Below are 23,549 nucleotides of genomic sequence, written 5' to 3'. Positions count from 1 at the left end.
TAATTGTATTTCTGATTAGGAACGAGATTGACTGGCTTGCAATTGTTGTAACATTTCCTCAGAACTTTGGGCAGGTTTGTTACATTTTAATCCCTGACAAACTAACCCGATAATATCATTAGGAAGGGTATGATCTGCTTTAAAAATAGTAGCGGGGAAATATTGAACACTCAATGCTGAAATTTGTTCGAGAGAAGTTCTAACTAAAGTATTATTCCGATACCAATCTAATGCTGTAAATAAACTGGGACAGGCTTGGGGGGATTTTTGCATCACGGAACTAAAGGCAGTTAACCCTGGTTCAGCTAAATCTAAAAGTTCCAGATTTTCTGTTAATAGAAACAGACGGACTAAATTAGAAATTGCTACCCCATTGGCGGCTGGAGTGGCATTATCAATATAGCTGCGTTCGCGAATTAATAAATCTTCTCCCATGTCTTTAGCGGTATTAAAATATCCTCCCAATTCCACACTCCAGAGTAAATTATTAAATTCTTCTTGAACTTTTTTTGCCTGTTCTAACCAATAATCTGACTGTACAAAATCAGTTGTTACCGTTAAACTCGCTTGATATAAATCAATCAACGCTTTAATGAATAACGCATAATCTTCAGATTGAGCAACAACGTCCGGTTGTCCTTCATAATTCACACGATGTAAGCGTCCGTCTATCCACTGGTTTTTAAGAATAAATTGAGTGGCTTTTGTAGCTAATTCTAAATATTCAACGTCTCCCAAAACTCTCGCGGCTGTGGCTAAACCAGAAATCATTAAACTATTCCACGCTACGATCATTTTAGTATCTGTAACGGGGGGAATTCTTCCTAACCAATGATGGGTTTTTGCTTCTTGATTATTTCGAGCAGGAGCAAAGGTTTTTACTGTTTCTGGTAATTCTCCATAGCGAACTTTAAAAAGTTTGGCTAAAGCAGATTCAATAATATTACTTAACTCATCTGAATTTGTTCTTTGTAAAACATTTTTTCCTTCAAAATTTCCGGCTTTTGTAATAGTAAATTGTTCTTGCAAGACGGCATATTCTTCGGGAGTCAAAAATTGTTCTAGTTCGCTATTATGCCAAACATAAAAGGCTCCTTCTTCTGGTTCTGATTCGTTAGAAGAGGTAAAATTATCGGCATCTTGAGACGCATAAAAATACCCTTCTGGAGCCGTCATTTCCCGTTTTAACCAAGCTACAGTTCCTTGAATTGACCGTTTAAAAGCCGGTTTTTGAATTCCCGCACTCCATAAATTCGCTAAATATTCAACAATTTGTCCATTATCATAAAGCATTTTTTCAAAGTGGGGAACTGTCCAAGTCGGGTCAACGGTATAGCGATGAAATCCTCCGGCTACATGATCATAAATTCCCCCTAATGCTAAGTCTAAACCCCGTTGGGTACAAGCTTGTTTGGCATCATATTGATCCTCAATATTAAACCGAATTCTTCGCAATGCCATGTCAGCATAAGGAATCATGGGAAACCTTGGCCCCCCATATTCATTACGGCTAACAACCCCGGTATTAGCTTCTAATCCTTTTTGTAATAAATCTTCCGTTAATTCAGAAATCGGTAAGAGTGTAGCTTGTTGCAAATGCGTCATGATTTCATCTTTAAACGCTTGCAATTTAGTTTTTTCTAAGTCATAAAATCGACGAATTGCTTGTAAAACTTCTAAAAATCCAGGTCTACCATAACGAGGTTCTAAAGGAAAATAAGTTCCACCATAAAAGGGAATTCGTTCATCAGGGGTTAGGAAAATATTTAACGGCCATCCTCCTTGACCCGTCATCATTTGTAAAGCTTGCATATAAATACTATCAATTTCGGGTCGTTCTTCTCGATCTACTTTAATGGGGAGGAAATTTTGATTCATATATTGGGCAATTCCTGGGTCAGAAAATGCCTCTCCTTCCATCACGGTGCACCAATGACAACTCGAATAACCAATAGATAGAAAAATCGGTTTATTGGCTAACCGTGCTGTTTCTAAAGCCTCGTCACACCAAGGCCACCAATCAATTGGATTTTCTGCGTGTTTCCGAAGATAGAGGCTTTTGGATTCAGAAAGGCGATTAACCATGAGAAATACCTAAAAATTTATTAAGATTCAATCAATTTCTTTAGTTTAACATTTTGATTTGCTGATTGGTGGGTATTAATTGAGGTTGAGTTAGGTATTAGGAATTTATGGTTTAATATTAAGTCTGGGTAGAGACGCGCCAAAAGCCTTACGGCATGGCTCCGCCAAGGCACGTCTCTACGGAGATTATTTATTATATTTAGGGTTTTAAAATTATGGTTTCTCGCCGACAGTTTAATCAACTCGCTGCTTATTTTTCTCTAGGCTCATTAATTCCTCCATCTATTTCTAAACTTTTTAATTTTAACACAACAGAAGCCGAAATTCAACAGGAATTAAAGACATTATTATCAATTTTAGATCCAGAAATTGAACTTTTAGTCCCCACCTATTTAGGAAATGATCAACGGCGTTTTTATGGTCAAGGTGTGCCGGAAAATATTAAACAAATTCATAAATTTCCCTTGGGAACAGGGGTTACTTATGTCGGACGAACTCGTAAAGTTTGGAGTGGGGCAGGATGGACAGGACAACCCACAATTACAAGAGATCGAGGAAAAACCTATTTAATTATAGGGGCTTTTGACCATTATTTAAGAAAAATAGAATTAGAGACACAGCAGGAAATTTGGAGGTATAAATTTGATGATGTGATTAAAGGAACATCCAGTATTTATATTGATGAAACTGCAACGGATGAGAATCGTATTGTTGTTTTACAAGGCAGCCGTAGTAGTTTATCTAAAGGCGGATTAGCCACCAGTTTTCGGGCAATTTCCTTTAGGACTGGGAAAGAACTCTGGAAATTAGATTTACGTCCCACCCCAAGTTATAGTCGAGATAACGATAGTTCTCCTTTATATTTAGGAGATGGTGTCATTTTTAATGCTGGGGAAAATGCGATTGGTTATTTTCTCAATAGTTCGGTTAAAACGGCGGAAAAAAAATCAGGATTTTTACAACCTCAAATTTTATCGGAAGTAAAACTCTATGGAGATGGAGACAGTAGCCGACATGGTGGAAATTTAGTCAGTGAATCTTCTCCCTCGCGGTTAGGAAATCGAATTTTTATGGCATCGGGTTCTGGACATATTTATGGAATTGATTTAAAAACACGAAAAATTATTTGGGATTTTTATACAGGTTCCGATATTGATGGTTCGGCGGTTATTTCTCAAGATGGAAAGTTATTTTGTGCTATTGAAAAACAATATATTCCGGGAAATGGAGGGGTTTTGAAACTAAATCCTAACCGAGAACCGAAAGATAGTGTGGACTGGTTTTTACCGACTAAAAATCAAAGTTTTAATACCTGGAATGGCGGTGTTATTGGTTCTGTGGCGTTGAATGATGAATACAATCCCGATGGATTTCCGGCTATTTTTGCCACCAATGCCATTGATGGATATTTATATATTGGCTCTCAAACCATTACGACTGGAAAAACCGTGAATGGGCCGTTAGGAACCGGACAATATAAAACTCCTATCATTTTAGCACAAAAGAAAATAGGAGCTTCAATTTCAACACCTATTTTTACCGATGGTTATAAATTAATTACGGCTGGATATGATGGAGTTTATTTATTTAATTTATATTGGGAAGAAGCGAGAGCCAATCAAAGCAATGTAATTCCTAACCAACGGGGGGAATATTATCGCTTAAGAGTCGAACAAACGGGACGATTTAAACCGGGGGTTTCTTTCGAGTCAACTCCTGTAGTTTGGCAGGGTCAGGTTATGATTTGTGGACGGGATGGGGGATTATATACTTTGGGTTAAATGACTAAACGTAGTTTCGCCTTAATGATCTAGTTTTGGGTGTGAACCTCTGCAAAATTTTCTAAGTCTAGTTACTATAAAAGTAGGTGAGTAGATTCATTCCAAGAGGTCATTCTGAGTCAAGGCGTTGGAGTCCTCGATAAACGAAACTCAGACCCCTTCAGAATCACTTCTAAATAGACCTTGATGTCTACAACTTCTAATAAGGAGATTAGGATAATTGCTATGACAAACTCAGATACTCAAATCACCCGTACTTATTTACAGGAAGATATACAAGAAATTCTCTATATTGCCATTTGTCGCAAACAAGATAATGAGGAAATGACCCGTCAAGATTTGTTAGAAATTGCTAAAGATTTAGGAATTTCTTACCAGGATTTAGAACTGGCTGAACAGCAATGGCAGTTACAGAAACAAGAAGCCGATGAAAAGTTAGTCTTTAATGCCTATCGTCGAAATCGACTGAAACAAAATTTAATTCAGTTTGCCATTGTTAATGGTTTCTTGATTTTAATTAATCTGGTGATTGCTCATAGTATTGGATTTGCAGCGTTTGTCTTTCTATTTTGGGGATTATTTTTAACCCTCAGAGCCTGGAAAACTTATCAAACGGAAGGAGAGGATTATGAAACGGCTTTCAAAGCATGGCGATTGAAAAAAACCGTTGGGAAATCTATTAATGCTTTTGCTGATAAAGTTTTAAAAGGATTGCAGTCTTAACGGATAAAATAGAAGAACTCGCCAAGAAACTGATGTAGAGATCAGTAAATTTACCTCTTTACATCCGTTTCTCCCTTTCAGGCTTAAGTATTTCTAACAATTAAAATATATTGCATAAGTTAAACAAATGTAAACTTGAACTGAGTGCAAATAAATGTTGCAAACTGACACACTTTCTAATTTTTCCCCTAAAATAATAAGTATAGAAGACTGACTGATTCTTATGAGGTGAGGCAGTATGAACATCTTAAAATCTGTTAAAGAAATGATGACCTATCTGACGGAAGCCGCAGGACGGATGTTTGTCGTCAGTGATGATATGTACCCCGCAGTCGGTACCCAACCCTTTGAAGGAACTCCCAACAAAGATCCGCGTTGGAAACACTAAAGATAACAACACAATTGAATGTGTGATTACCCCTTGTTTTTTCTCCCGCTTTCAAGATCACTTTAAATCCCTCGTAATGCTTTACGGGGGATTAATCTTTTTAGAGGATTTGATTGAGAAAAAAAGCTAAGGACGCACTTCCAAATGGAACAGTAAGATTATCAATCCCATATTTTGAAAAGCTTTCTAACGTCGTTGCTACAAGGGCTACAACTATTGAAATTATCCAAGTTGGTTGATCATTGCCCTGAATAACTAATAAAATGGTAAGGGAAATAATAAAACTAACGAATAGCATGGTTAGGGAACCTTCCCAACTTTTGGAACTTCCTAAAAAACAATATTGATGTTTACCCCATTGTTGACCAATCACGGCGGCTAAACCATCCCCCCAAGCCATGATTAAAATCCCTAAAGCAGCATATTGAGGTTGTTGAATTGTCCAAAACCAACCGATTAAAACCCCAATACTAATGGCATAGAAAAACGTTCCTAAACTGTTGCGTCCCACACTATTAATACTGGGAAGAATTGGAGTTTGATAGGAAATAATAGCAATGATCCCTGAAATTACACTGGCTGCAATTCCCACCCATGCGGGAATATTTAACCACCAAGCTAATAATATCACATTTCCAGTTCCGATATGCACAATTTTTCGGGAGACTTCAGCATTTACTGAAAAAACGCGGTTGAGTCCTTCTGCTATTACTAAGATTAAACCTAACCAAACCGCAACTAACGTGATTTGGAATCCTAAAGAAGGAATTTCAGTTAAACTCGGCATGGAATTAATCGGGTGTAAATTAACCTAAACTATTAGTATACGCTGATTGTTGTATTTTCAGAATTCCTCTAACCTTTATTCTTTTTAAGTATGTAAAGATAAATAAACAAGATCGCATTTTTTAACCTCTAATCAATTTTATGGTTTGAATACGGGTTAATAGTAAAAATGCGATCGCTTCTAAGAGAAGGGATGGTTTAGCAAGATTGTTTAAGTTTATAAACATTAGCAGAAAATTTATTTATCAAATAAGTTTATGATATAATATCCCTCTTCTGTCACTCTCCGAAATCAACAAGTAATAAAAAGTAGAGTTATCCATTGGGAAAATAAGATTGAAATTGATTAATATTCTCAATTAATTTATGAAAACCCACTAATAAATGGCGGTCGGGAAAAATATCTAGCCACGGGACAATCAACCACAATATAATAGTAGGCTGAATTATTAAACGCAGATTATTTAAAACATTTTTCCATCCCTCTTTGTGATTCCATTGTTGATGAGTTGAGCAATCGGTGGTGTTTTTTTTGCTCTCAGATTCTCGGGGACTGCCTTGACTTAAAGACCGGAAAACTTCGGAGTTGAAACTAATCATTAAATACACACAGAAAATGATTTCCCACCATTTTTCTATATCGGGAAAATCCGTCAACCGATAATCAGTCCAACCCAGTTCTTGTTTACATTGTCGAAATCCATATTCCACCCATGTTCTTAACCCGTATAAATTACCTAATGTCTTTTTCATCTGGCTTCTCTTCTCTGTTAAATTTGTCATGACAAACGAAGTTGATGTTTCTGGCATCGTTTCTGGATCTGTGGTAATTTCCCAATAGGTTCTTGTACTTCTTTTCCCAAATATGATTTCTCTAATATATCTGGTTTCTGATTCTTGATTGCTAAAAATCCTCTCAAATTTACACCATTTGTTGGCTCTAACTTTCTGCTCGCTTGACATCCAGACTCCATGATTACTTCTTATTGCTAGTACCCAAGGAATTTGAAATTGATCTAATGTACTGATAAACGAACTACTTTCACCATAAAGGCTATCTGCTAATACCAATTCAATCTGAAATCCCCAATCAACCAATTCTGTTAGAATTTCTGATGCGATTTCAATCTTAGTTTTGTAGACATCTCCTTCTTTTAATGTTCCTTTGGGTTTAAATACTCTAAACACTAAAGGAAAGGTTATATTTTTATAAACACCGTAAGCATTAACTGATACTATTCCCCGATCTGTTTTGCCCACACTTCCCAAGTATTGTCTAGCTATATAGTCGGTTTTTTTTCCCTTTCTCCTATCTCCTGTCTCATCAATTATTACTATAATCTTCTCTCCTTTCAATGCTTTTAGAGTTCGGGCTAATCTTCTTTCCTTTAATTCCCTTGCTGACCAAGGCGAATTGGCTAAGAAATGATGCAGTGATTGTGGCGACCTAATTCCTACTATTTTAGCAATTTCCGGTAAAGATTTTCTCGGAATTGGTGAGATAATTCCTAGATGTAAGTATTTAAAACATTCGTAACTTCTCACTTCTGGGAATAGGTCTTTATAACCTTGACAATATTCATCAATCACTGAAACTGTTGGTTGTGCATCTCGGGCTAAATGTTTGATCATCTGTAATTCTACATCCATTACCCTATCCCCCTTCTAGCTACCCATCTGGTTTATTTTCTAATTTTACTCCTCGGAGACTGACAGAAGAGGGATATGTCGTTATGGCTATGATATTGCGATCGCACTTATAAATGTTTATAATATGACAAATGCGTAAGTTCAGAACAAAATCTGGTTTAGTTTAGAAAAAATGGCGAAATGCGTGTTATCAGCCGAAAAATCCTGCGAGATTTCTGTGAAAGCCATGCGGATTCCTGTGATGCACTTTATGACTGGTACAGAGTGTCAAGTAAAGCTGAATGGCAGAACCTAATTGATGTTCAGCAGACTTATCCAAAAGCTGAAGCAGTTGGAAGTTTTACAGTATTTAATATTAAGGGAAATCGATATCGGCTGATAGTTGATTTGGTTTACGATTCTCAAAGGATCTACATCAAATATGTTTTGACTCACGCTGAGTATGATAAGGATGAGTGGAAAAATGATCCGTACTTTTGATGCAAAATCTTATACAGATTTACTTGTTCGATATCAACCAAAACCGATCGCAACTGAAGCAGAAAACGATGCAGCGATCGCTCTGGCTTGCGAACTAGAACACAGCCCCGATAGAACGCCGGAAGAAGATATATTTCTGGAGCTTTTGATAACGTTAATTGAAAAATTTGAATCTGAAAATTATTCCATTCCCCCAGAAAATTCTGCCTCAATGTTGCGACACTTAATGGATGCGAGAAATTTAGATAAATCTGACTTAATTCCAGTTTTGGGAACCGAAAAAAAGGTTGAGGAAATTATGGGTAATCGCCGGGTGTTTGAAATAGATGAAGCCAGAAAAATTGCCGACTTTTTCCAAGTCGATATTAGTTTATTTCTCGAATCGCGATCGCAGTCTATCTAACAGCAAAAGTGATCGCCTGTCCGATTTAGAAAGGAGATCGCTCTTTTTTACCACAGATAAATATAGAGGGAAGAAGGGCGATCACTCTTTTTTTTGCAAAGGCGATCGCATTTTTTAACCTCTAATCAATTTTATTGTTTGAATACGGGTTAATAGTAAAAATGCGATCGCTTTTAAGAAGGGCGGGTTTAGTAATATTATTACTGAGAATTGAATATTATTTCAGAACCCGCCCCTACGCTCTTATGGATATTTAAGTTAAATTTATACACTCACAAAAACATCGACAGTTAAGTTATCAGGAATAATGCCAGCTACAATTCCTAAATAATTATCACCCACTTTCAAGGCAGTAGCCATAATGGGTTCTGCACTATTCAAACTTAAGCTAATGGGTTCAAAAGACATCTCCGAAATAGAAAAAAGGAGGGGTAACAAGATGATAAAATTAAATTTTACCCCGGATTAGAGATGAGTAAATTAAGAGAGTATCTGGACAAGAACCCCCAGCAAGCAAAAAGGCTATTAGGGATGGAATATGAACAGCTAATAGAACTCATTCAAGCTGCGGAGTTATTAGAAGAAGAAAAACGACAGGAACAAGAAAAAACTAAAATCAGGTTGATTAAAGCAGGTGGGGGTCGTCGGCAGAAATTATCTGTGGAGGAACAAATCTTACTGACTCTAATTTATCTGCATCAAATGCCCACATTTCAAATGTTAGGGTTACAGTTTGAAGTGAGTGAATCAACAGCGAATGATATTTTCCATAACTGGATAAAAATCTTGAGAGAATTACTACCAGCAAGTTTACTTGAGCAAGTAAAAAAAACGAGAGTGATTGGGAGTGGGTAGAAAAAATTCTGCTGGAATTTGAGTTAGTAGTAGATAGCTATGAACAGCCCAGGGAAAGACCAACAGACAATGAAGAGCAGAAAAAATATTATTTAGGAAAGAAAAAAGCACATACCTTTAAAAATCAAGTCATTGTCATGCCAAATGGAAAAGAAATAGTTAGCGCAACAAGAATAACCCAGATTAATTGTATAGCGTTTGATCCTTAACCCAATGTGCCAACATCGAGAACACGTCCGCAGAAAACGGGTTTCTTAGGTTGTCTATGTTAGTCGTGATAGATTAATTTCAATAGATATTATTGTTGATTTTCGCAATGGAGCAGATTTAGAAACCTGGTTTGGAGGTTCGATGGATAAATTTTTAACAATAGTATTGCATTAACGGACTCTAACTTATATATTGAGACTAATTTGCTTTATTCTCTAGCTTTATCTGTTCAACTGCAATTCACCTTTCACTATGTCCCGCAAAAAAACATTTTTTGAATCCCTTACTCATTGGTTTAGCGACGAACATTTTTTAATGCTATTAGAAGAAGTCCAAGTGGCGATCGCTAAAACCTTATCCATTGCCATGGTCGTAATTATTATAGTTTGTTGTGGTCAATTAATTTTATATTTAACTCAAAAATTATTAACGGATTCCACCCTAATCTTTAAAAATTCTTTATTTGAAATTTTTGGATTATTCTTAAATGTTTTAATTGCTTTAGAAATATTAGAAAATATATCATCTTATTTGAAGAAACACGTTATACAAGTTGAATTAGTCATTATTACTTCTTTAATTGCAGTAGGTAGAAAAATCATTATTTTTGATTTAGACAAAAAATCAGGTGAAGATTTAATTGGACTAGCACTGGCTGTTTTAGCCTTGTCAATCAGCTATTTAATTGTGCGATTAAATAAAGGAAAATAACAATTTTTAATCCTTTCTAAAAAGCTTAAAATGTTTTACCTCTGAGGTAAAAAGCCCTAAACAGGATAATAATATGTATAAAAACATACAAATTTTTGTCCCTTAAATCCCCTTTTAAAAACATAAGTTCACAAATTGTATCATCCTATCAAGCCAAGATCAACTAAACTAAGAACCAACCAGAAACTCAGAATTCAGTCTAGTGAACGCTTAATTTTATGGAAACCCTATTAAACCAATTTTGGCATTTTGTTTCAGGAGCATTTACCCTTAACCCAGACGCCTTTAAAGAAATTAGCACCCTACCCAATAGGTTAACGATCGCATTAATGATTGTTCTATTGGCGGGTTTATCTCAATCCATTGGACAATGTATTGTTTTATTCGCCAATAAAGTTAAACCTGTTCGGTTTGTATTAAGTTTAGGAATTTCTGCGATTGTTTTTACGCTCAGTTATGGATTATGGGCAACAAGTATTTGGATTACCAGTAGTTTGGTTTTCAAGATTCCACTCAGTTTTAGTTTGATTTTTACAATTGTAGGGCTGAGTTACGCCCCCCAAATGTTAGGGTTTTTAATTGGTTTACCTTATTTAGGAATTGCCATTGGGGTATTGCTTTCAATTTGGAGTTTACTCGCTCAATTTGTAGGATTAGAAACCATTGCCATTTTTGATGATTGGTCAGCTTTTATTTGTACTTTAATCGGGTGGGTTGTCTTACAAATTCTGCAACGAACCATTGGTCGTCCGATTTTAGCATTTAGCCGCTGGTTATCAAATTGGGCGGCGGGTACTTCATTAATTACAGACCCAAAACAATTAGAACAAATGCTCATGGATGGCAGTGATCCGCAACTGGTTACTGTTGGTAAAGAACTTTGGTTAGAAGCAGAACAGCAAGAAGAAACACCCCAACGAAAACCCTCATCTTGGATTAAATTTATTGCTATAGCTGCCTTAGCTTTATTATTAGTTTTAATCTTGACCCCCACTGATAAAAATCCTTTTTACATCTGGTTTGGATTATTAAATGATTCTTTCCGATTAGGTTTAAAATTAATTCAATATAGTTTAATCGCCCTGTTAATTTCTATTATTTTAACGCCCCTAGAATCCTTAAGCTGGTGGGCAGGATGGTATGGATCTCAACCGTTACAAAATCCTGGGCAATTAGTAGAAGAAGCTTGCCCAGATACTCCCATCAATCATTATGTTGTGTATTTAGATGGCATCAATCAAGGTTCCTATCAATATTTACCCGAAGTTGAACGCTTTTTAGATGATTTAGCAACAGCAACTCCTGATAATATTGCCATTGTTAAAGGGATTATGCCCTATTCTGTCACCAATAAGCCCTTAACTAAAAATCGACCCTTCGCCTTTTTGTGGCGCATTGTAGATTCAATGGCGGTTAACAATCCTGCTAATCCCATTGGGTTTATTATTAATGCTCGAAATGTTGTTGCAGTGGCTGTTTCAGCCGATCCTCGTTATGGCCCGATTCAAAATCAAGGTTTAGCACAGGTTTTGTATAATAGTTTACTCAATTATGGTTATCCCCTCGGTAGTTCGATTCCGGTGACGTTAATTGGCTATAGCGGTGGGGGTCAGATGTCGATGGGGGCTGCAACCTTCCTCAAACGCACCCTTAATGCTCCGATTACGGTGATTTCTATTGCAGGGGTCATCAGTGGAAATACGGGGGCAATGGTGACAGAACATCTCTATCATCTTGTTGGTGAAAAAGATAGTGTTGAAAAAGTGGGTGCAATTATTTTCCCTGGACGCTGGCCAATTGCGTTATTATCTAATTGGAATTGTGCCAAACGCCGAGGAAAAATTAGTTTTATTTCTTTAGGGCCCGTCGGACACAATATGATGGGTGGCCCGATGGGAGATGAGAAGCTCCCGAATGGTAAAACATTTCTCGAACAAACCGTTGATATTGTCACCGGAATTTTATTAGAAAATTGGGAACTGACCGGGTTACCACCGGAGACGTTTAAAAAACCCAGTAACTATGAACGCTACAAACAAGCTCCTTTTAATCAAATTAATTATTATCCGATTCAACAAACCCTTAATTCTCAATATTATCAACCCGTAGGAACGTGGATAGGTCGCTTAATTTTACCCGAAGAATCAGAACGTCAGCGCGTCAAAGGCGTGTTGTTTGAAATTTATCATGCGGATGATAAAAATCAACATCGAATCGGGCAAATTGTCAATTTGAGATGGGATTTTGACAACCCTGCTGTTAAATTAAGAGTGCAATTAGTTACCCAAGATTTAAACTTTATTGATCAGGTCAGAGTAAGTGAATCCCAGGGAAATATTCACCCGGAACGGATTAATGGTTGGTCAAAAGTTGACCCCTTAGAATCCATCGCAGGAGCTAGACCCCAGGATGATGTGATTGTTTTGTTAAAAGAGCCTGTGCTTTTAAAAGATACCGGAGCAGAACCTCCAAGTCTCTATATTCAGCATGATCCTGTAGAAATTACAGGTCGATTTTATGGATTAGTTACGTTTGTTAAAAATTTAGGAAAAGACATCTTTTTAGTTCGTCATTATCAACCCCAATCTCAAGGATTTGACGGCTCTGAAGAAAAAGTCTATTTGCCTTCTGTGATAGCTAATCGAGATGAGATTTTGTCTTCGGTTAATCAAGATTTAGAACACTCTCCGATTAATCCTTCAGGATGGTATATTTTTGGGCAAAAAAATATTGATGGTCAATTTGTTGTCCAAGCACTCGCCCCTCGTCGATTATTTTCCCTCAATCCAGATGTTGTGATTTCTGGACAACAACAAACCCTAGATTATATTAATCATGAATACTGGAAAAATAAAGTTACCCCCAAAGGGGAAATTAAGACGATTTTACTCAATCCTAATCAGGAGAATTCGATTTATTCTGTCCATCCTGAATCCCTTTGGCAAGAAGGTGATCGCGCTTTATTAATGCACGTTTATGGAGGCATTGGAGGGCCGAATGGAGATCATACTCCCTTTGGGATTTACTTCGGACATTTTGCCTATGGCATAGCTACGGTTGTGCGCGATCGCATCACCCAAGAGTTACGCTTTAATATTGAGTATCGCCAAATTTATACCCATAATTGTGATGGGATTATTTCAGCAAATTTAGACTGGACACGGTACGCAGGAGATCGTCAATTTGGATGGTTAGGATGTCGTCCTTTTACCGATATTCTGATTAAATTTCCTCCCCTAACTCAAGATTATGATTTTGATGGGTTCAAATTTTCTCCCTTGGATGTGGTGATTAATGAACTTGATATTATGACGGCTCGATATCGCATTGGAGATGGTACCGGAACCACCTTTGTCAGTGCGATTAATTCCTGTTCTCAAGATTCCAGTCAAGCCTTGTACTTATCTCTCAGACGAATGCTGGCTCAATTTGAATTAAATCCCTTATTAATGAAATGGTTGCGAGAAAATCCTGACCATGAACAAACCGAACGATTCTTCCAATTAAATACCTTAGTGAGAAGTTTAGAAAAGATCTTAACGCCGATGGGAAAAGTCAGGAAAGATTGGCAATACAGTGCCCCAACTTTAGGTCGTTTTCCAGAAGAAACCCCTTTAAAAACCTTATCTCGATTAGCGGATAGTTGGCGATCTTTATTACCTCGATTAATTAACGATCAAATCGCCATGATCTTTCTACAATTAGGAGCTTATGTCTGGATTCTCCGCACGAATCAAGTCGGCGGTAACGATTCCTCCATTGAACCCCTAATTCCTACAGATTTTTGGTTTGGCGTTCCTAAACTGGAACACTTTAAATATGATTCATGATCCCCAAATTTCCTGAAATTGGCCCAACTCTGAACCCAATTTAAGATTTATTGCAAAAATGAACGTCTAATAACGGTAAAATAAATTCCGTTCAGAACCCGCAGTTTAGGTTGGCATCCCAAATCCTGATGTTTGCGATTCAATTCGGGATGACCACAAAACTGGGGATTGTTCACAAGGTCAAATCAAAATTTCGTGCAATTATCCAATCGTTCTAACCAGTCAACCCTAAACCCCTTACCGAGTACAACCTCAGAGTTACCCTTTACTCTTCAAGATGTGAAAGCTGCGATTCCCGCCTACTGCTTTGAACCCTCGGTGTGGAAATCTCTGAGTTACTTCTTTATTGATATTTCCATCATTGCAGCCCTTTATTTCATCGCCTATAAACTCGATTCTTGGCTATTTTTCCCCATTTTCTGGGTGATGCAAGGAACGATGTTTTGGGCCTTATTCGTTGTCGGCCATGATTGCGGTCATGGGTCTTTCTCAAAAATCAAATGGCTAAATAACTTAATTGGCCATCTCTCCCATATCCCCATTCTTGTCCCCTATCACGGTTGGCGAATTAGCCACAGAACCCATCACGGAAATACCGGAAATATTGACACGGATGAAAGTTGGTATCCGGTGACGGAAACTAAGTTTAATATCATGCCTTGGTATGAAAAGCTATTTCGCTTTTATATCCCGTTACTGGCTTATCCGATTTATCTATTTCGGCGCTCTCCCAATCGTCAAGGGTCTCATTTTCTTCCCAGTAGCCCCCTATTTAAACCGTCGGAAAAATGGGATATTATTACCAGTACATCCCTGATGATTGTCATGGTAGGGTTTTTAGGATTCCTAACTTATCAGTTTGGATGGCTATTTTTTGTCAAATACTATTTCATGCCCTATTTAGTATTTGTCATGTGGCTGGATTTGGTCACTTACTTACATCATACCGAAGCCGATATTCCCTGGTATCGGGGGGATGATTGGAATTTCCTTAAAGGAGCATTATCGACCATTGACCGAGATTATGGGTTTATTAACCCGATTCATCATGATATTGGGACTCACGTTGCTCACCACATTTTCTTGAGTATTCCCCACTATCATTTAAGAACAGCCACAGAAGCGATTAAACCCCTTTTAGGTGACTATTATCGTTACTCAACTGAACCGATTTGGAAGAGTTTTATTCAATCCTATTGGTCTTGTCATTTTGTTCCTGATAACGGTTCAAAAGTCTATTATCAATCCGGTTGGAATTCTGACAAAACCGTTGATTAAAAACTGATCAATTCAGAAGCGGGGTTTCAGATTAGAAATCCCGTTTTTTTTTCTAAAAGTTGAAAAATTAACTCTGAATTTGATATGAACAATTTTATATGGGGTGAGAATATCTGTTTATGTCTTTTTACCAGCAAAACCTAGAAGCCTTTCTGCAACTGTTACAGCAACAACCTCAATTATTTACCGAGTCAAAACGTCAAGAATTACTTGCTGTAATTGAACCGCTACCGGATGAGATTGAAACGTTATCCGTTGCGATCGCCAGTTGGTATGAAACAGATGATGAAATTGTTGATGCTCAGTTAGATATCCTCAATAATTCTATTTTAATGGCTAATAATTCGTCTAGCGATGCGATCGCCCCATTAGCACTAGCTCGTTTTTCTAAAAATAACGTTGATGATGTCCCTAAATTGAATCAACCGTTAAATAAAGAAACCTTAAAAAAGGCTATTCAAACATTATAACTAAAAATCTGGCTTAACCCCTCCCTACAAACTGATAACTGATAACTGATAACTGGTACAGACGCGCCATGGCACGTCTCTACTGATAACTGGTACAGACGCGCCATGGCACGTCTCTACTGATAACTGGTACAGACGCGCCATGGCACGTCTCTACTGATAACTGATAACTGATAACTGATAACTGTAATTATTGAATTTTAACGTTTAATTGATAGGTTGCATTTCCACGAGTTCCCCCAACAATAATTTCATACGTTCCCGTTGCGGGTAACTTTAAACTAGATTGGGTGGCTTCTGTTTTTAAAACCTGTCCATTGGGAGCGATAACATCAAAAACAGCGTTATTTTCTAACGAGGTCATTTTAAGATCCATTCTCTGGCCTTGATTCGCTTTTAATAAATAAATATCTCGACTTCCCCGAACAACAGATTGGGACACAGTAGCTGAATTTTTCCCCGGTGCGAAACGAATTTGAGAAACTAAACACGGTTGTTTTTGATAAACCACTCGTCCCGTATTCAGAGAATCAGATGTTAACGTCCAGGTTTCTTTAGTTTTTTGAGTATCTAACTCAATTTTTGTGGTAATATTTAAGGATAATTTATTGCCATTTTTTGTTCCTTGTAACGTTTGAATATAGGACGTATAATAAGATTCTTTTTGATTATGAATTGTAGCTTCCACTCGACCCGTAACTTTATTTCCCTGAATATAAATCCGGGCGATGGAGTCCATATTATCATTCGCAACTGAAAAACAATAGCCTTGAATAGAAGAGGAACTCGAATTTTGAGCAATTTGTATTGGAGGATTAACAGGAATGGAGGCTACACCATTAATCTGGGGTGTAACATTCAGAAAAGTTCCTGCAACGGCGACAAATCCTAATACTTTCATCATTATTTTTACCCGGTTAACGATTAAATATGTACTGATTTTTAGGGTTTTGGGTTCCCTGATTTAAGCATTTTCTGACATAAGTTTCTATCTTCAGGACTAACCATTAAATTTGTTTTTAAATAATCTTCTACCCAATGGCAAGCATAAGCAAAATCATTCAAACTTAAAACCTGATGTAAATCCCATAATATAACAGTCTTATCAGCACTCGCTGAAATCAGGGTTTTGCTATCGGGACTAAACTTAACATCATCAACTTCATTATCATGAGCATTCAAAGTTTTAACTAAACTACCATCCATTTTCCAGAGTTTAATTGTTTTATCTTGACTAGCAGAAGCAATAAAATGCTGGTCAGGACTAAAAGCCACCGCCATAACAGTTCCAGTATGTCCCGTTAAGGTATGTTCATCAACAAAAGATTTCAGTGATGGATTCCACCGCCATAATTTTACCGTTTGATCTCGACTCGCTGAAGCTAAAACCTGTCCATCAGGACTAAACACGACATCCCAAACCCCATCTTGATGACCCGTTAAAGTTTGTAACAGTTGACCTTGAAAATTCCAGATTTTAACGGTATTATCGTCAGAACTAGAGGCAATCCATTGATGTTCAGGTTGAATTGAGATTCCCCAAACTTGACCATGATGACCCTCCAAGTTGGAGCGAAGTTTGCCATCCAGTCCCCAGATTTTAATGGTTTTATCCCAACTTCCTGAAATCATAGATTGACTATCAGGACTAAATTTTACATCCCAAACTCCCCATTTATGTCCCTCTAGGGTTTTATAGGGTTGGGTGTTTAATAATCCTGTCTGAGTTCTTTGCCAAAGTTTAATAGTTGCATCATCAGAGGTTGAAGCCAACCAGCGACCATCAGGACTAAATTCTACCCGATTCACCCGCCACTGATGTCCAGTTTTCAAGGTTTGTAATAATCGACCCTTATTTGTCCAAAGTTTAATAGTTTTATCTAAGGAAGAGGAAGCAATAATTTGACCATCCGGGCTGAAATTAACCCCCCAAACGGTATCTTGATGTCCAATCAAGGGCATGACTAAAGCATAGCCAATTTTCGAGAGTTTAATACTTTTATCCCAACTTGCAGAAGCAATGGTTTGACTATCGGGACTAAACGCAACAGCACTAACTTCTCCCTGATGTTGCCATAATGTTTTATAGAGGTTATACAAGGAAGTCGTCGAATCTTTTCGCCAAAGTTGGATTTGTTGATTCCGAATCGCCCCGGCTAAGAATTTGCCATTAGGACTAAACGCCACACCCCAAACTTCATCTTCAAAGGGGCCGAAGGTCTGGAGTAACAGCCCCTCCCGACTCCAGAGTTTAATGGTTTTATCCCGGCTGGCGGAAGCCAACTGTTGACTATCAGCACTCCAAGCCACCGACATCACTTCAGCTTGATGTCCAGTGAGGGTTTTTAACAATGTGCCATCGGATTTCCAAATTTTAACCGTTTTATCTTCACTTCCAGAGGCGAATCTTTGACCATCGGGACTAAAGGAAACGGTTTTAATTTTTTTTGTATGGGCGGCTATGGTTTTTAACAGTTTCCCGTCTATTGTCCATAATTTAAGGGTTTGATCAAAACTCGCAGAAATGAGTGTATCTTCTGTGGGACTAAAACTCACAGCCATCACTGGGTCTTCATGTCCATTCAGGGTTCTTAGGTATGCCCCGTCCGTTTTCCAGAGTTTAATCGTTTTATCGTTACTGGTGGAAGCCAGAAGCGGTTGACGGGGACTAAAAGCAACACTAAAAATAGCATCTTGATGGCCGATTAAAGTCTTAACCAATGAACCATCGGGTTTCCAAAGTTTAACTGTTTTATCTAAACCCCCAGACGCAATTAAATCTCCTTTGGGACTAAACCCTACGGAATGGATAAGGCTAGTATGTCCCAAGAGTTGATTATATTCTTGAATTCCATAAACGGATTTTTGTAAAGTTAACTGCACACTTTCACGGGTTTTAGAATCAACATTGGGTAAGGTTTGTAATTGTTTATAAGCTTTCATCGATTGAATTAAAGCTTCAAATCGTTGATTTAGGGCAAATAAAGCTTCAGAAGATTGGCGTAAGGCTTTCATTTCATTGGTTTTTGCTTGTTGTTCATTCACCCTCGCTTGATGATATTGAAACCAACTAATTCCACTTAATCCCATCGCAATAATTAAAGCACCACTCACCGATAACAGTAAAAATCGTTGCAGTTTTGCGGTTTGTTTTTCTTGAATAAGACGGGCTTCTACTTCCTGCATTCGGGCGGCTTCTAAAGCTTGCTGCATTTCCCGACGGTCTAATTCTTCACTTTTAGCTAAAAATTGATAATCTAAATCACTAATACTGCGACCACTGGACCAATTTTGAGCTTCTTTTAAAGCTTGTCCCCGTAAGAGTCGGGAAGAATCTTGTTGATTTGATTGTAACCAGGCATCAAAAGCTTGAGAATAGGGACGCAGGCTACTGAGTTGTTGGGTCACCCAATCAGAATCAAATACTTTTTGATAAATTCGATTTTTGACCCGGAGAATGCCACCAGTTTTGATGACTAAACCGGATAAAATTAGTTCTGATTGTTCGTTACTATCATCAGTAACAACTTCTATCCCCTGGAGAATATTTTGATAGATACCAAGGATTCTTCCTAAACGATACTGATTATATTCGATGCGGTTACGGATGGTTTTTAAGTGTTCCGGTTCATCTTGAGATTCCCATTTATAAATTATATGCGATCGCACTAAGGATTCTACCCAAAATCCCTCTGTCCCAGGGGGAATTGTTAAAACGTCATTGAGGGTATCCTGAGCAGAATTAAGTACCAATTGGCAGATTTTTTGAGTTAAAAAGGGTTGTCCTCCTGTCCAATTAATAATTTCCCGCATCACAGCCTGAGCATTGGCGATTTTTTTCTCTAAACCTGGAATTAAAGGTTTAACTTCATTGAGGGTAAAACCTTCTAATTCAATGGCTGTCCCAATATTAAAGGGGGTACGACTGCGATCAGAAATTAAATCGGACGGTGTAGCAACCCCAAATAAGGCAAAGCTAACCCGGTTATATTCAGGATTAATTGCTCTTTGGTTATAACAAAATCGAATAAAGGCAAAAAAATCATCAACTTTAAAATTTAAGCTTAAAATACTATCAATTTCATCTACAAAAATAATTAAGTTTTTATCGGGAAATTGCGTTAATAAAATATCCTCTATAAAATTGCTTAACCGTTGAACCACTGAAATATCTTCTTCTTCTTTCCACCAATTCTTTAAATTAAATTTCCCTAAAAGGTTAAATCCGCGCCATAATTCGCTAACAATTCCTTTATACCATTGTTGCGCTGTTACCATTTCGCTGCCAATGCGCGTCATGTCTAAAGTTGTACACTGAAAGCCTTCCTGTTGTAAACGATAACGAGTTTTAACCAGCAAAGAGGATTTCCCCATTTGTCGAGAATTTAAAACATAACAAAAATTCCCTTGTTTTAATTGAGAATATAAATCTGAATCCGCTTTGCGGACAACATAAGTCGAAGCATCTTGGGCTAAACTTCCCCCAATTTGATAGTTAGAATAAATCATGAGATCTAGGGAACACCGAACAGCTTAATGGGTAGCCCTATATTATTTTTTGAGCCTCTTGCCTTAAGATACTCATTAATGGTATAGGATGACAGAACATTTTAATCTGCCTAAAAATCTAACACAGATGAACAAAAAACTGGCTGTTTCTCTCTTGACTCTTCTGTTTACCGTTAATTTTCCCTTATTAGGTTGGGCCGAAACCGTGTTAGAAAAAGTAAACCGGACAGGGGTGCTGACCGCAGGGGTGAGGACGGATGCGGTTCCCTTTGGTTATACGGACAAAAATAACGCCTTACAAGGGTATTCTGTTGATTTAATTAAATTGATTCAACAGCGTTTAGAAAAACAATTGAATAAACCGATTAAATTAGACTTAAAAACCGTCACCTTAAAAAATCGATTTACTCAAATAGAAACAGGTCAATTAGATATTGTCTGTGAAGCCACCAGTATTACACCAGAACGAGAAGAAACCGTTGATTTTTCCATTCCCTATTTTACCAGTGGAATTCAACTGTTAGTCCGAGAACCGGATGCAGAACGTTTAGATCCCACAAAAGCCTCAGAAACTCAATTAGAAACTATCCAAGAAAATAATATCACCGTTGGATTCTTACTGGGAACCACAACAGATGATGAATTCCGTCCGATTTATCCTGAAGCAAAATGGCAAGTTGTTGGTAGTCGTGCGGATGGAATTCGGCGGTTAAGATCAGAAGAAATTGATTTAATTGCGAGTGATGGAATTCTATTATTAGGTGAATTATGGGAACAAGGGGAAGACTTTAAAGCGTTTCGTTTAGTACCTGAACAACCTTTAACCTTTGAAAATTACGGCTGTATTTTACCTCAAAATAGTGCTCAATGGGGAACCTTGGTGAACCAAACTATTACCTCTCAAGAAAATACTCAACTGTGGAATCAATGGTTTGATCCTAAAACAGGGCGTTTTCCTTACCAACGTTTTCAAAGTAAAGCCAAACCTTAAAGGGGAAAGTCCTCTCCCTTTACTTTTTATTCCTCGGATCATTAGTGTCAACTTCAGCCGAAAACCTCTGATTAGATCCCCCTAAATCCCCCTTAAAAAAGGGAACTTTGAACTCTAATCCTCCCCTTTGAAAGGTAGGGGGGATCTAGGACTAGAAAACAATCAACGAACTTTCGGTAATAAGCCTATTTTTAGCCTTAAAAATATAGGTTTTAACCATTAGAGGACGGAACATTCGGTTTTATTAACCGTTGAATACTAACGTATATTGCTAATAGCATTACTCCTACCGATAGGAAACTAAATAAAACCGTTCCCATTGTGAATAAACCTACAACCAGGGTACGAACTGCTGTTGATATTTGAATCACCGTAAAATTCTCGGATTGAATGGGTTTGTTAGCGAATTTTTCAGCGATAATATGGGTTAATTTATAAAAGACTAAGGCAACTCCCCCATACATTAACCCATTCGTAATACAACGGAATAAATTAATAGTATCTGTTTGTGAGGTCGTTTGAGGTGTTTTAGAAGTAGGTTCAGTCATAGTTTATGAGTGTGCTAAACGAATACCAGTAGAAATAAATTTTGCTGTCCAAAACTCTAATTCTGGGTTAGCGATTTGGGTTTTTACAGCTTCTAAAACCCGTAAAGCTTCGGCTTCAGATTCTGTTAAGGCAAACACCGTTGGCCCGGAACCGGACATCATGGTTCCCAGAACACCTTGAGCCTCAAAAGCTTCTCGAAGTTGTAAGACTTGGGGATATTCGGGTAAGGCGACTTTCTCTAAATCATTGTGCAGTAATTTACCAATTTCTGCCCCATCTCGGTGCATAATTGCAGAAACCATCGGCCCAGAATGAACCCGTTGTTGGCGAGTTTGTAAATCCTGGGCTGCTGAAATGTAGGTATCGTTAAACTGTTGACGATAGGTTTTATAAGCCCAAACTGTCGAAATTCCCAAGTTCCGATATTTAGCTAAAACCACATACAAATGATCTAAATTTGTGAGGGGAGAAAGGGCTTCACCTCGTCCCGTTGCTAAAGCAGTTCCGCCTTGAATACAAAAGGGAACATCGGAACCAATTTGAGCCGCTAATTCTTCTAATTCACTTTGAGTTAAACCTAATTGCCACATTAAATCTAAACCGACTAAAACTGCCGCTGCATCTGTTGAACCTCCGGCTAAACCTGCGGCTATAGGAATATTTTTTTTGATATTAATTTCCACTCCCCCAAATTGTGCCATAGCATCGGGGAATTGTTGGGCTAATAATGCCGCCGCCCGATAAGCTAAATTGGTTTGATCATTGGGAACTTCTGCATGAGCACAGCGCACACTAATGGTATCAATTCCAATCGATTGAATGTCAATTTGATCGGCTAAACTAATACTTTGGAGTACCATCGCCAATTCATGATATCCATCGGGGCGATCGCCTATAATTTCTAAGTAGAGGTTAATTTTTGCCGGAGCAATTAAAGAATAGGAACGCATTTGTATTCAGGAGTCAGGAGACAGGAGATAGGCAACAGGAAACAAGAAATACACAGACTATATATCTGTTACTAATTCCGTTGTTTCCAGAAGATTAGCCAAATTTACCCATTGTTCCACACTGAGGTCTTCGGCGCGAACTTGGGGGTTAATCTCTAATTGTTCCAGTAATTGGGTTAATTGATCTCGACTCACCACACTTTGTAAATTATTTCTTAACATTTTGCGTTTACTGGAAAATCCTAATTTGAGTAAAGTTTCCAAATATTGGGGGTTAGAGGCGGGATGTGGGATGGGACGGGGACGCAAACGAATCACCGCAGAATCTACTTTTGGCGGGGGATAAAAGGCTTTTGCGGGGACATCACAGATATAGTCGCAGTCGGCGAGATATTGGACTCGAACCGACAACGCCCCAAAGGTTTTAGACCCTGCATGGGCGGTTATACGTTGGGCGACTTCTTTTTGAACTAACAGAACAATTAATTGAAATGGGTTAGGGTTCGGTTCCGCAATGGTTCCTAATAATTGTTCAACAATTGGCCCGGTAATATTATAGGGAATATTAGCAACAACTTTATTAAGATTTTGGAAATTGGGAAAATCCTGTAATTGGGTGGCAATATCTAAGGTTAAAATATCTCCTTGTAGCAATAAAAAATTATCCCGCTCCCCAAATCTTTTAACCAGATTTTTGCATAAATCCGTATCAATTTCAACCGCAACAACAGATTGAGCCACCGATAGCAATTGAGTGGTTAAAATTCCGGTTCCGGGGCCAATTTCTAATAACCGATCAGAGGGAGATAAGGACGCAGATTTAACAATTTTACTTAACGCTTTTTCACTGCGTAACCAATGTTGAGCAAATTGTTTTCGAGGTTGGGGCGATCGCATAGA

The 23,549-nt window shown here is 37.8% G+C and carries 22 protein-coding genes; 13 read left to right on the top strand and 9 right to left on the bottom strand.

The window, feature by feature from the left end; genetic code table 11:
• Nucleotides 1-15 precede the first annotated feature (15 nt).
• Entirely contained in the window at nt 16-2,085 is a 2,070-nt protein-coding gene (locus NMK36_RS22075; RefSeq protein ID WP_072718445.1) for a thioredoxin domain-containing protein, read from the bottom strand.
• A 215-nt stretch (nt 2,086-2,300) separates the two neighbouring features.
• On the opposite strand from NMK36_RS22075, the gene NMK36_RS22070 reads away from it, so the two are divergent.
• The 3 genes from NMK36_RS22070 (at nt 2,301) to NMK36_RS22060 (ending at nt 4,977) form a co-directional block, all read left to right on the top strand.
• Entirely contained in the window at nt 2,301-3,866 is a 1,566-nt protein-coding gene (locus NMK36_RS22070) for a PQQ-binding-like beta-propeller repeat protein (protein ID WP_072718446.1), read from the top strand.
• Nucleotides 3,867-4,091: 225 nt separating this feature from the next.
• The gene (locus NMK36_RS22065; protein ID WP_072718447.1) at nt 4,092-4,589 is read left to right on the top strand and encodes a 2TM domain-containing protein; all 498 of its coding nucleotides are present in this window, start codon (nt 4,092-4,094) and stop codon (nt 4,587-4,589) included.
• Between the two features lie 238 nt (nt 4,590-4,827).
• A complete protein-coding gene (locus NMK36_RS22060; protein WP_186440316.1) occupies nt 4,828-4,977 on the top strand; it encodes a hypothetical protein in 150 nt (49 codons plus the stop codon).
• A 100-nt stretch (nt 4,978-5,077) separates the two neighbouring features.
• On the opposite strand, the gene NMK36_RS22055 is transcribed toward NMK36_RS22060, so the two are convergent.
• Both NMK36_RS22055 and NMK36_RS22050 read right to left on the bottom strand, forming a co-directional pair.
• Nucleotides 5,078-5,764: a diacylglycerol/polyprenol kinase family protein gene (locus NMK36_RS22055; protein ID WP_072718448.1), complete on the bottom strand. Its 687-nt coding sequence runs from the start codon at nt 5,762-5,764 to the stop codon at nt 5,078-5,080.
• A gap of 314 nt (nt 5,765-6,078) precedes the next feature.
• Complete coding sequence (locus NMK36_RS22050) at nt 6,079-7,413, bottom strand: IS701 family transposase (protein WP_072718077.1); 1,335 nt, start codon at nt 7,411-7,413, stop codon at nt 6,079-6,081.
• 172 nt (nt 7,414-7,585) lie between these two features.
• Here NMK36_RS22050 and NMK36_RS28860 point away from each other — a divergent pair, with 172 nt between their 5' ends.
• The 3 genes from NMK36_RS28860 to NMK36_RS22040 are packed head-to-tail and all read left to right on the top strand — an operon-like array spanning nt 7,586 to nt 8,296.
• Nucleotides 7,586-7,708, top strand: coding sequence for a hypothetical protein (locus tag NMK36_RS28860; RefSeq protein WP_281250319.1), 123 nt, complete (start codon nt 7,586-7,588; stop codon nt 7,706-7,708).
• Complete coding sequence (locus NMK36_RS22045; RefSeq protein WP_245824223.1) at nt 7,678-7,893, top strand: type II toxin-antitoxin system HigB family toxin; 216 nt, start codon at nt 7,678-7,680, stop codon at nt 7,891-7,893. The genes NMK36_RS28860 and NMK36_RS22045 overlap by 31 nt, the downstream gene beginning before the upstream one ends.
• The gene (locus tag NMK36_RS22040; RefSeq protein WP_072718733.1) at nt 7,877-8,296 is read left to right on the top strand and encodes a helix-turn-helix domain-containing protein; all 420 of its coding nucleotides are present in this window, start codon (nt 7,877-7,879) and stop codon (nt 8,294-8,296) included. The genes NMK36_RS22045 and NMK36_RS22040 overlap by 17 nt, the downstream gene beginning before the upstream one ends.
• A 264-nt stretch (nt 8,297-8,560) precedes the next feature.
• Here NMK36_RS22040 and NMK36_RS22035 read toward each other — a convergent pair whose 3' ends face one another.
• Entirely contained in the window at nt 8,561-8,704 is a 144-nt protein-coding gene (locus NMK36_RS22035) for a hypothetical protein (protein WP_186440317.1), read from the bottom strand.
• Nucleotides 8,705-8,767: 63 nt separating this feature from the next.
• Between NMK36_RS22035 and NMK36_RS22030 the strand changes: the two genes are divergently transcribed.
• The 6 genes from NMK36_RS22030 to NMK36_RS22005 all read left to right on the top strand — a co-directional run bounded on the left by NMK36_RS22030 (nt 8,768) and on the right by NMK36_RS22005 (nt 15,650).
• The gene (locus NMK36_RS22030) at nt 8,768-9,151 is read left to right on the top strand and encodes a helix-turn-helix domain-containing protein (protein ID WP_072718450.1); all 384 of its coding nucleotides are present in this window, start codon (nt 8,768-8,770) and stop codon (nt 9,149-9,151) included.
• A gap of 5 nt (nt 9,152-9,156) precedes the next feature.
• Nucleotides 9,157-9,360: a transposase family protein gene (locus NMK36_RS22025; RefSeq protein ID WP_367997219.1), complete on the top strand. Its 204-nt coding sequence runs from the start codon at nt 9,157-9,159 to the stop codon at nt 9,358-9,360.
• Nucleotides 9,361-9,613: 253 nt separating this feature from the next.
• Nucleotides 9,614-10,072: a phosphate-starvation-inducible PsiE family protein gene (locus NMK36_RS22020; RefSeq protein WP_072722819.1), complete on the top strand. Its 459-nt coding sequence runs from the start codon at nt 9,614-9,616 to the stop codon at nt 10,070-10,072.
• 218 nt (nt 10,073-10,290) lie between these two features.
• Entirely contained in the window at nt 10,291-13,902 is a 3,612-nt protein-coding gene (locus NMK36_RS22015; protein WP_254174622.1) for a Yip1 family protein, read from the top strand.
• Nucleotides 13,903-14,097: 195 nt separating this feature from the next.
• On the top strand, nt 14,098-15,180 hold the full coding sequence (locus NMK36_RS22010; protein WP_072718452.1) for a DUF3474 domain-containing protein: 1,083 nt from the start codon (nt 14,098-14,100) through the stop codon (nt 15,178-15,180).
• 119 nt (nt 15,181-15,299) lie between these two features.
• Nucleotides 15,300-15,650, top strand: a complete 351-nt coding sequence (locus NMK36_RS22005) for a hypothetical protein (protein ID WP_072718453.1) — start codon at nt 15,300-15,302, stop codon at nt 15,648-15,650.
• A gap of 190 nt (nt 15,651-15,840) precedes the next feature.
• On the opposite strand, the gene NMK36_RS22000 is transcribed toward NMK36_RS22005, so the two are convergent.
• Both NMK36_RS22000 and NMK36_RS21995 read right to left on the bottom strand, forming a co-directional pair.
• Nucleotides 15,841-16,554, bottom strand: a complete 714-nt coding sequence (locus NMK36_RS22000; RefSeq protein WP_254174621.1) for a hypothetical protein — start codon at nt 16,552-16,554, stop codon at nt 15,841-15,843.
• Between the two features lie 38 nt (nt 16,555-16,592).
• Nucleotides 16,593-20,159: an AAA-like domain-containing protein gene (locus tag NMK36_RS21995; protein WP_254174620.1), complete on the bottom strand. Its 3,567-nt coding sequence runs from the start codon at nt 20,157-20,159 to the stop codon at nt 16,593-16,595.
• A gap of 127 nt (nt 20,160-20,286) precedes the next feature.
• Here NMK36_RS21995 and NMK36_RS21990 point away from each other — a divergent pair, with 127 nt between their 5' ends.
• Nucleotides 20,287-21,150, top strand: a complete 864-nt coding sequence (locus tag NMK36_RS21990; RefSeq protein WP_254174619.1) for an amino acid ABC transporter substrate-binding protein — start codon at nt 20,287-20,289, stop codon at nt 21,148-21,150.
• A 212-nt stretch (nt 21,151-21,362) separates the two neighbouring features.
• On the opposite strand, the gene NMK36_RS21985 is transcribed toward NMK36_RS21990, so the two are convergent.
• Genes NMK36_RS21985 through rsmA form a run of 3 tightly spaced genes read right to left on the bottom strand, consistent with a single transcriptional unit; the run spans nt 21,363 to nt 23,546 of the window.
• Nucleotides 21,363-21,698, bottom strand: coding sequence for a DUF3082 domain-containing protein (locus tag NMK36_RS21985; protein ID WP_072718456.1), 336 nt, complete (start codon nt 21,696-21,698; stop codon nt 21,363-21,365).
• Between the two features lie 3 nt (nt 21,699-21,701).
• A complete protein-coding gene (gene ispE / locus NMK36_RS21980) occupies nt 21,702-22,649 on the bottom strand; it encodes a 4-(cytidine 5'-diphospho)-2-C-methyl-D-erythritol kinase (RefSeq protein WP_072718457.1) in 948 nt (315 codons plus the stop codon).
• A 57-nt stretch (nt 22,650-22,706) separates the two neighbouring features.
• Nucleotides 22,707-23,546: a 16S rRNA (adenine(1518)-N(6)/adenine(1519)-N(6))-dimethyltransferase RsmA gene (rsmA, locus tag NMK36_RS21975; RefSeq protein WP_254175217.1), complete on the bottom strand. Its 840-nt coding sequence runs from the start codon at nt 23,544-23,546 to the stop codon at nt 22,707-22,709.
• Nucleotides 23,547-23,549: the final 3 nt, after the last annotated feature.

It is taken from the genome of Planktothrix pseudagardhii (assembly GCF_904830925.1).
Classification (GTDB): domain Bacteria; phylum Cyanobacteriota; class Cyanobacteriia; order Cyanobacteriales; family Microcoleaceae; genus Planktothrix; species Planktothrix tepida.
Note: the sequence above shows the minus strand (reverse complement) of the source record. Positions and strands in the feature narration are given on the sequence as shown.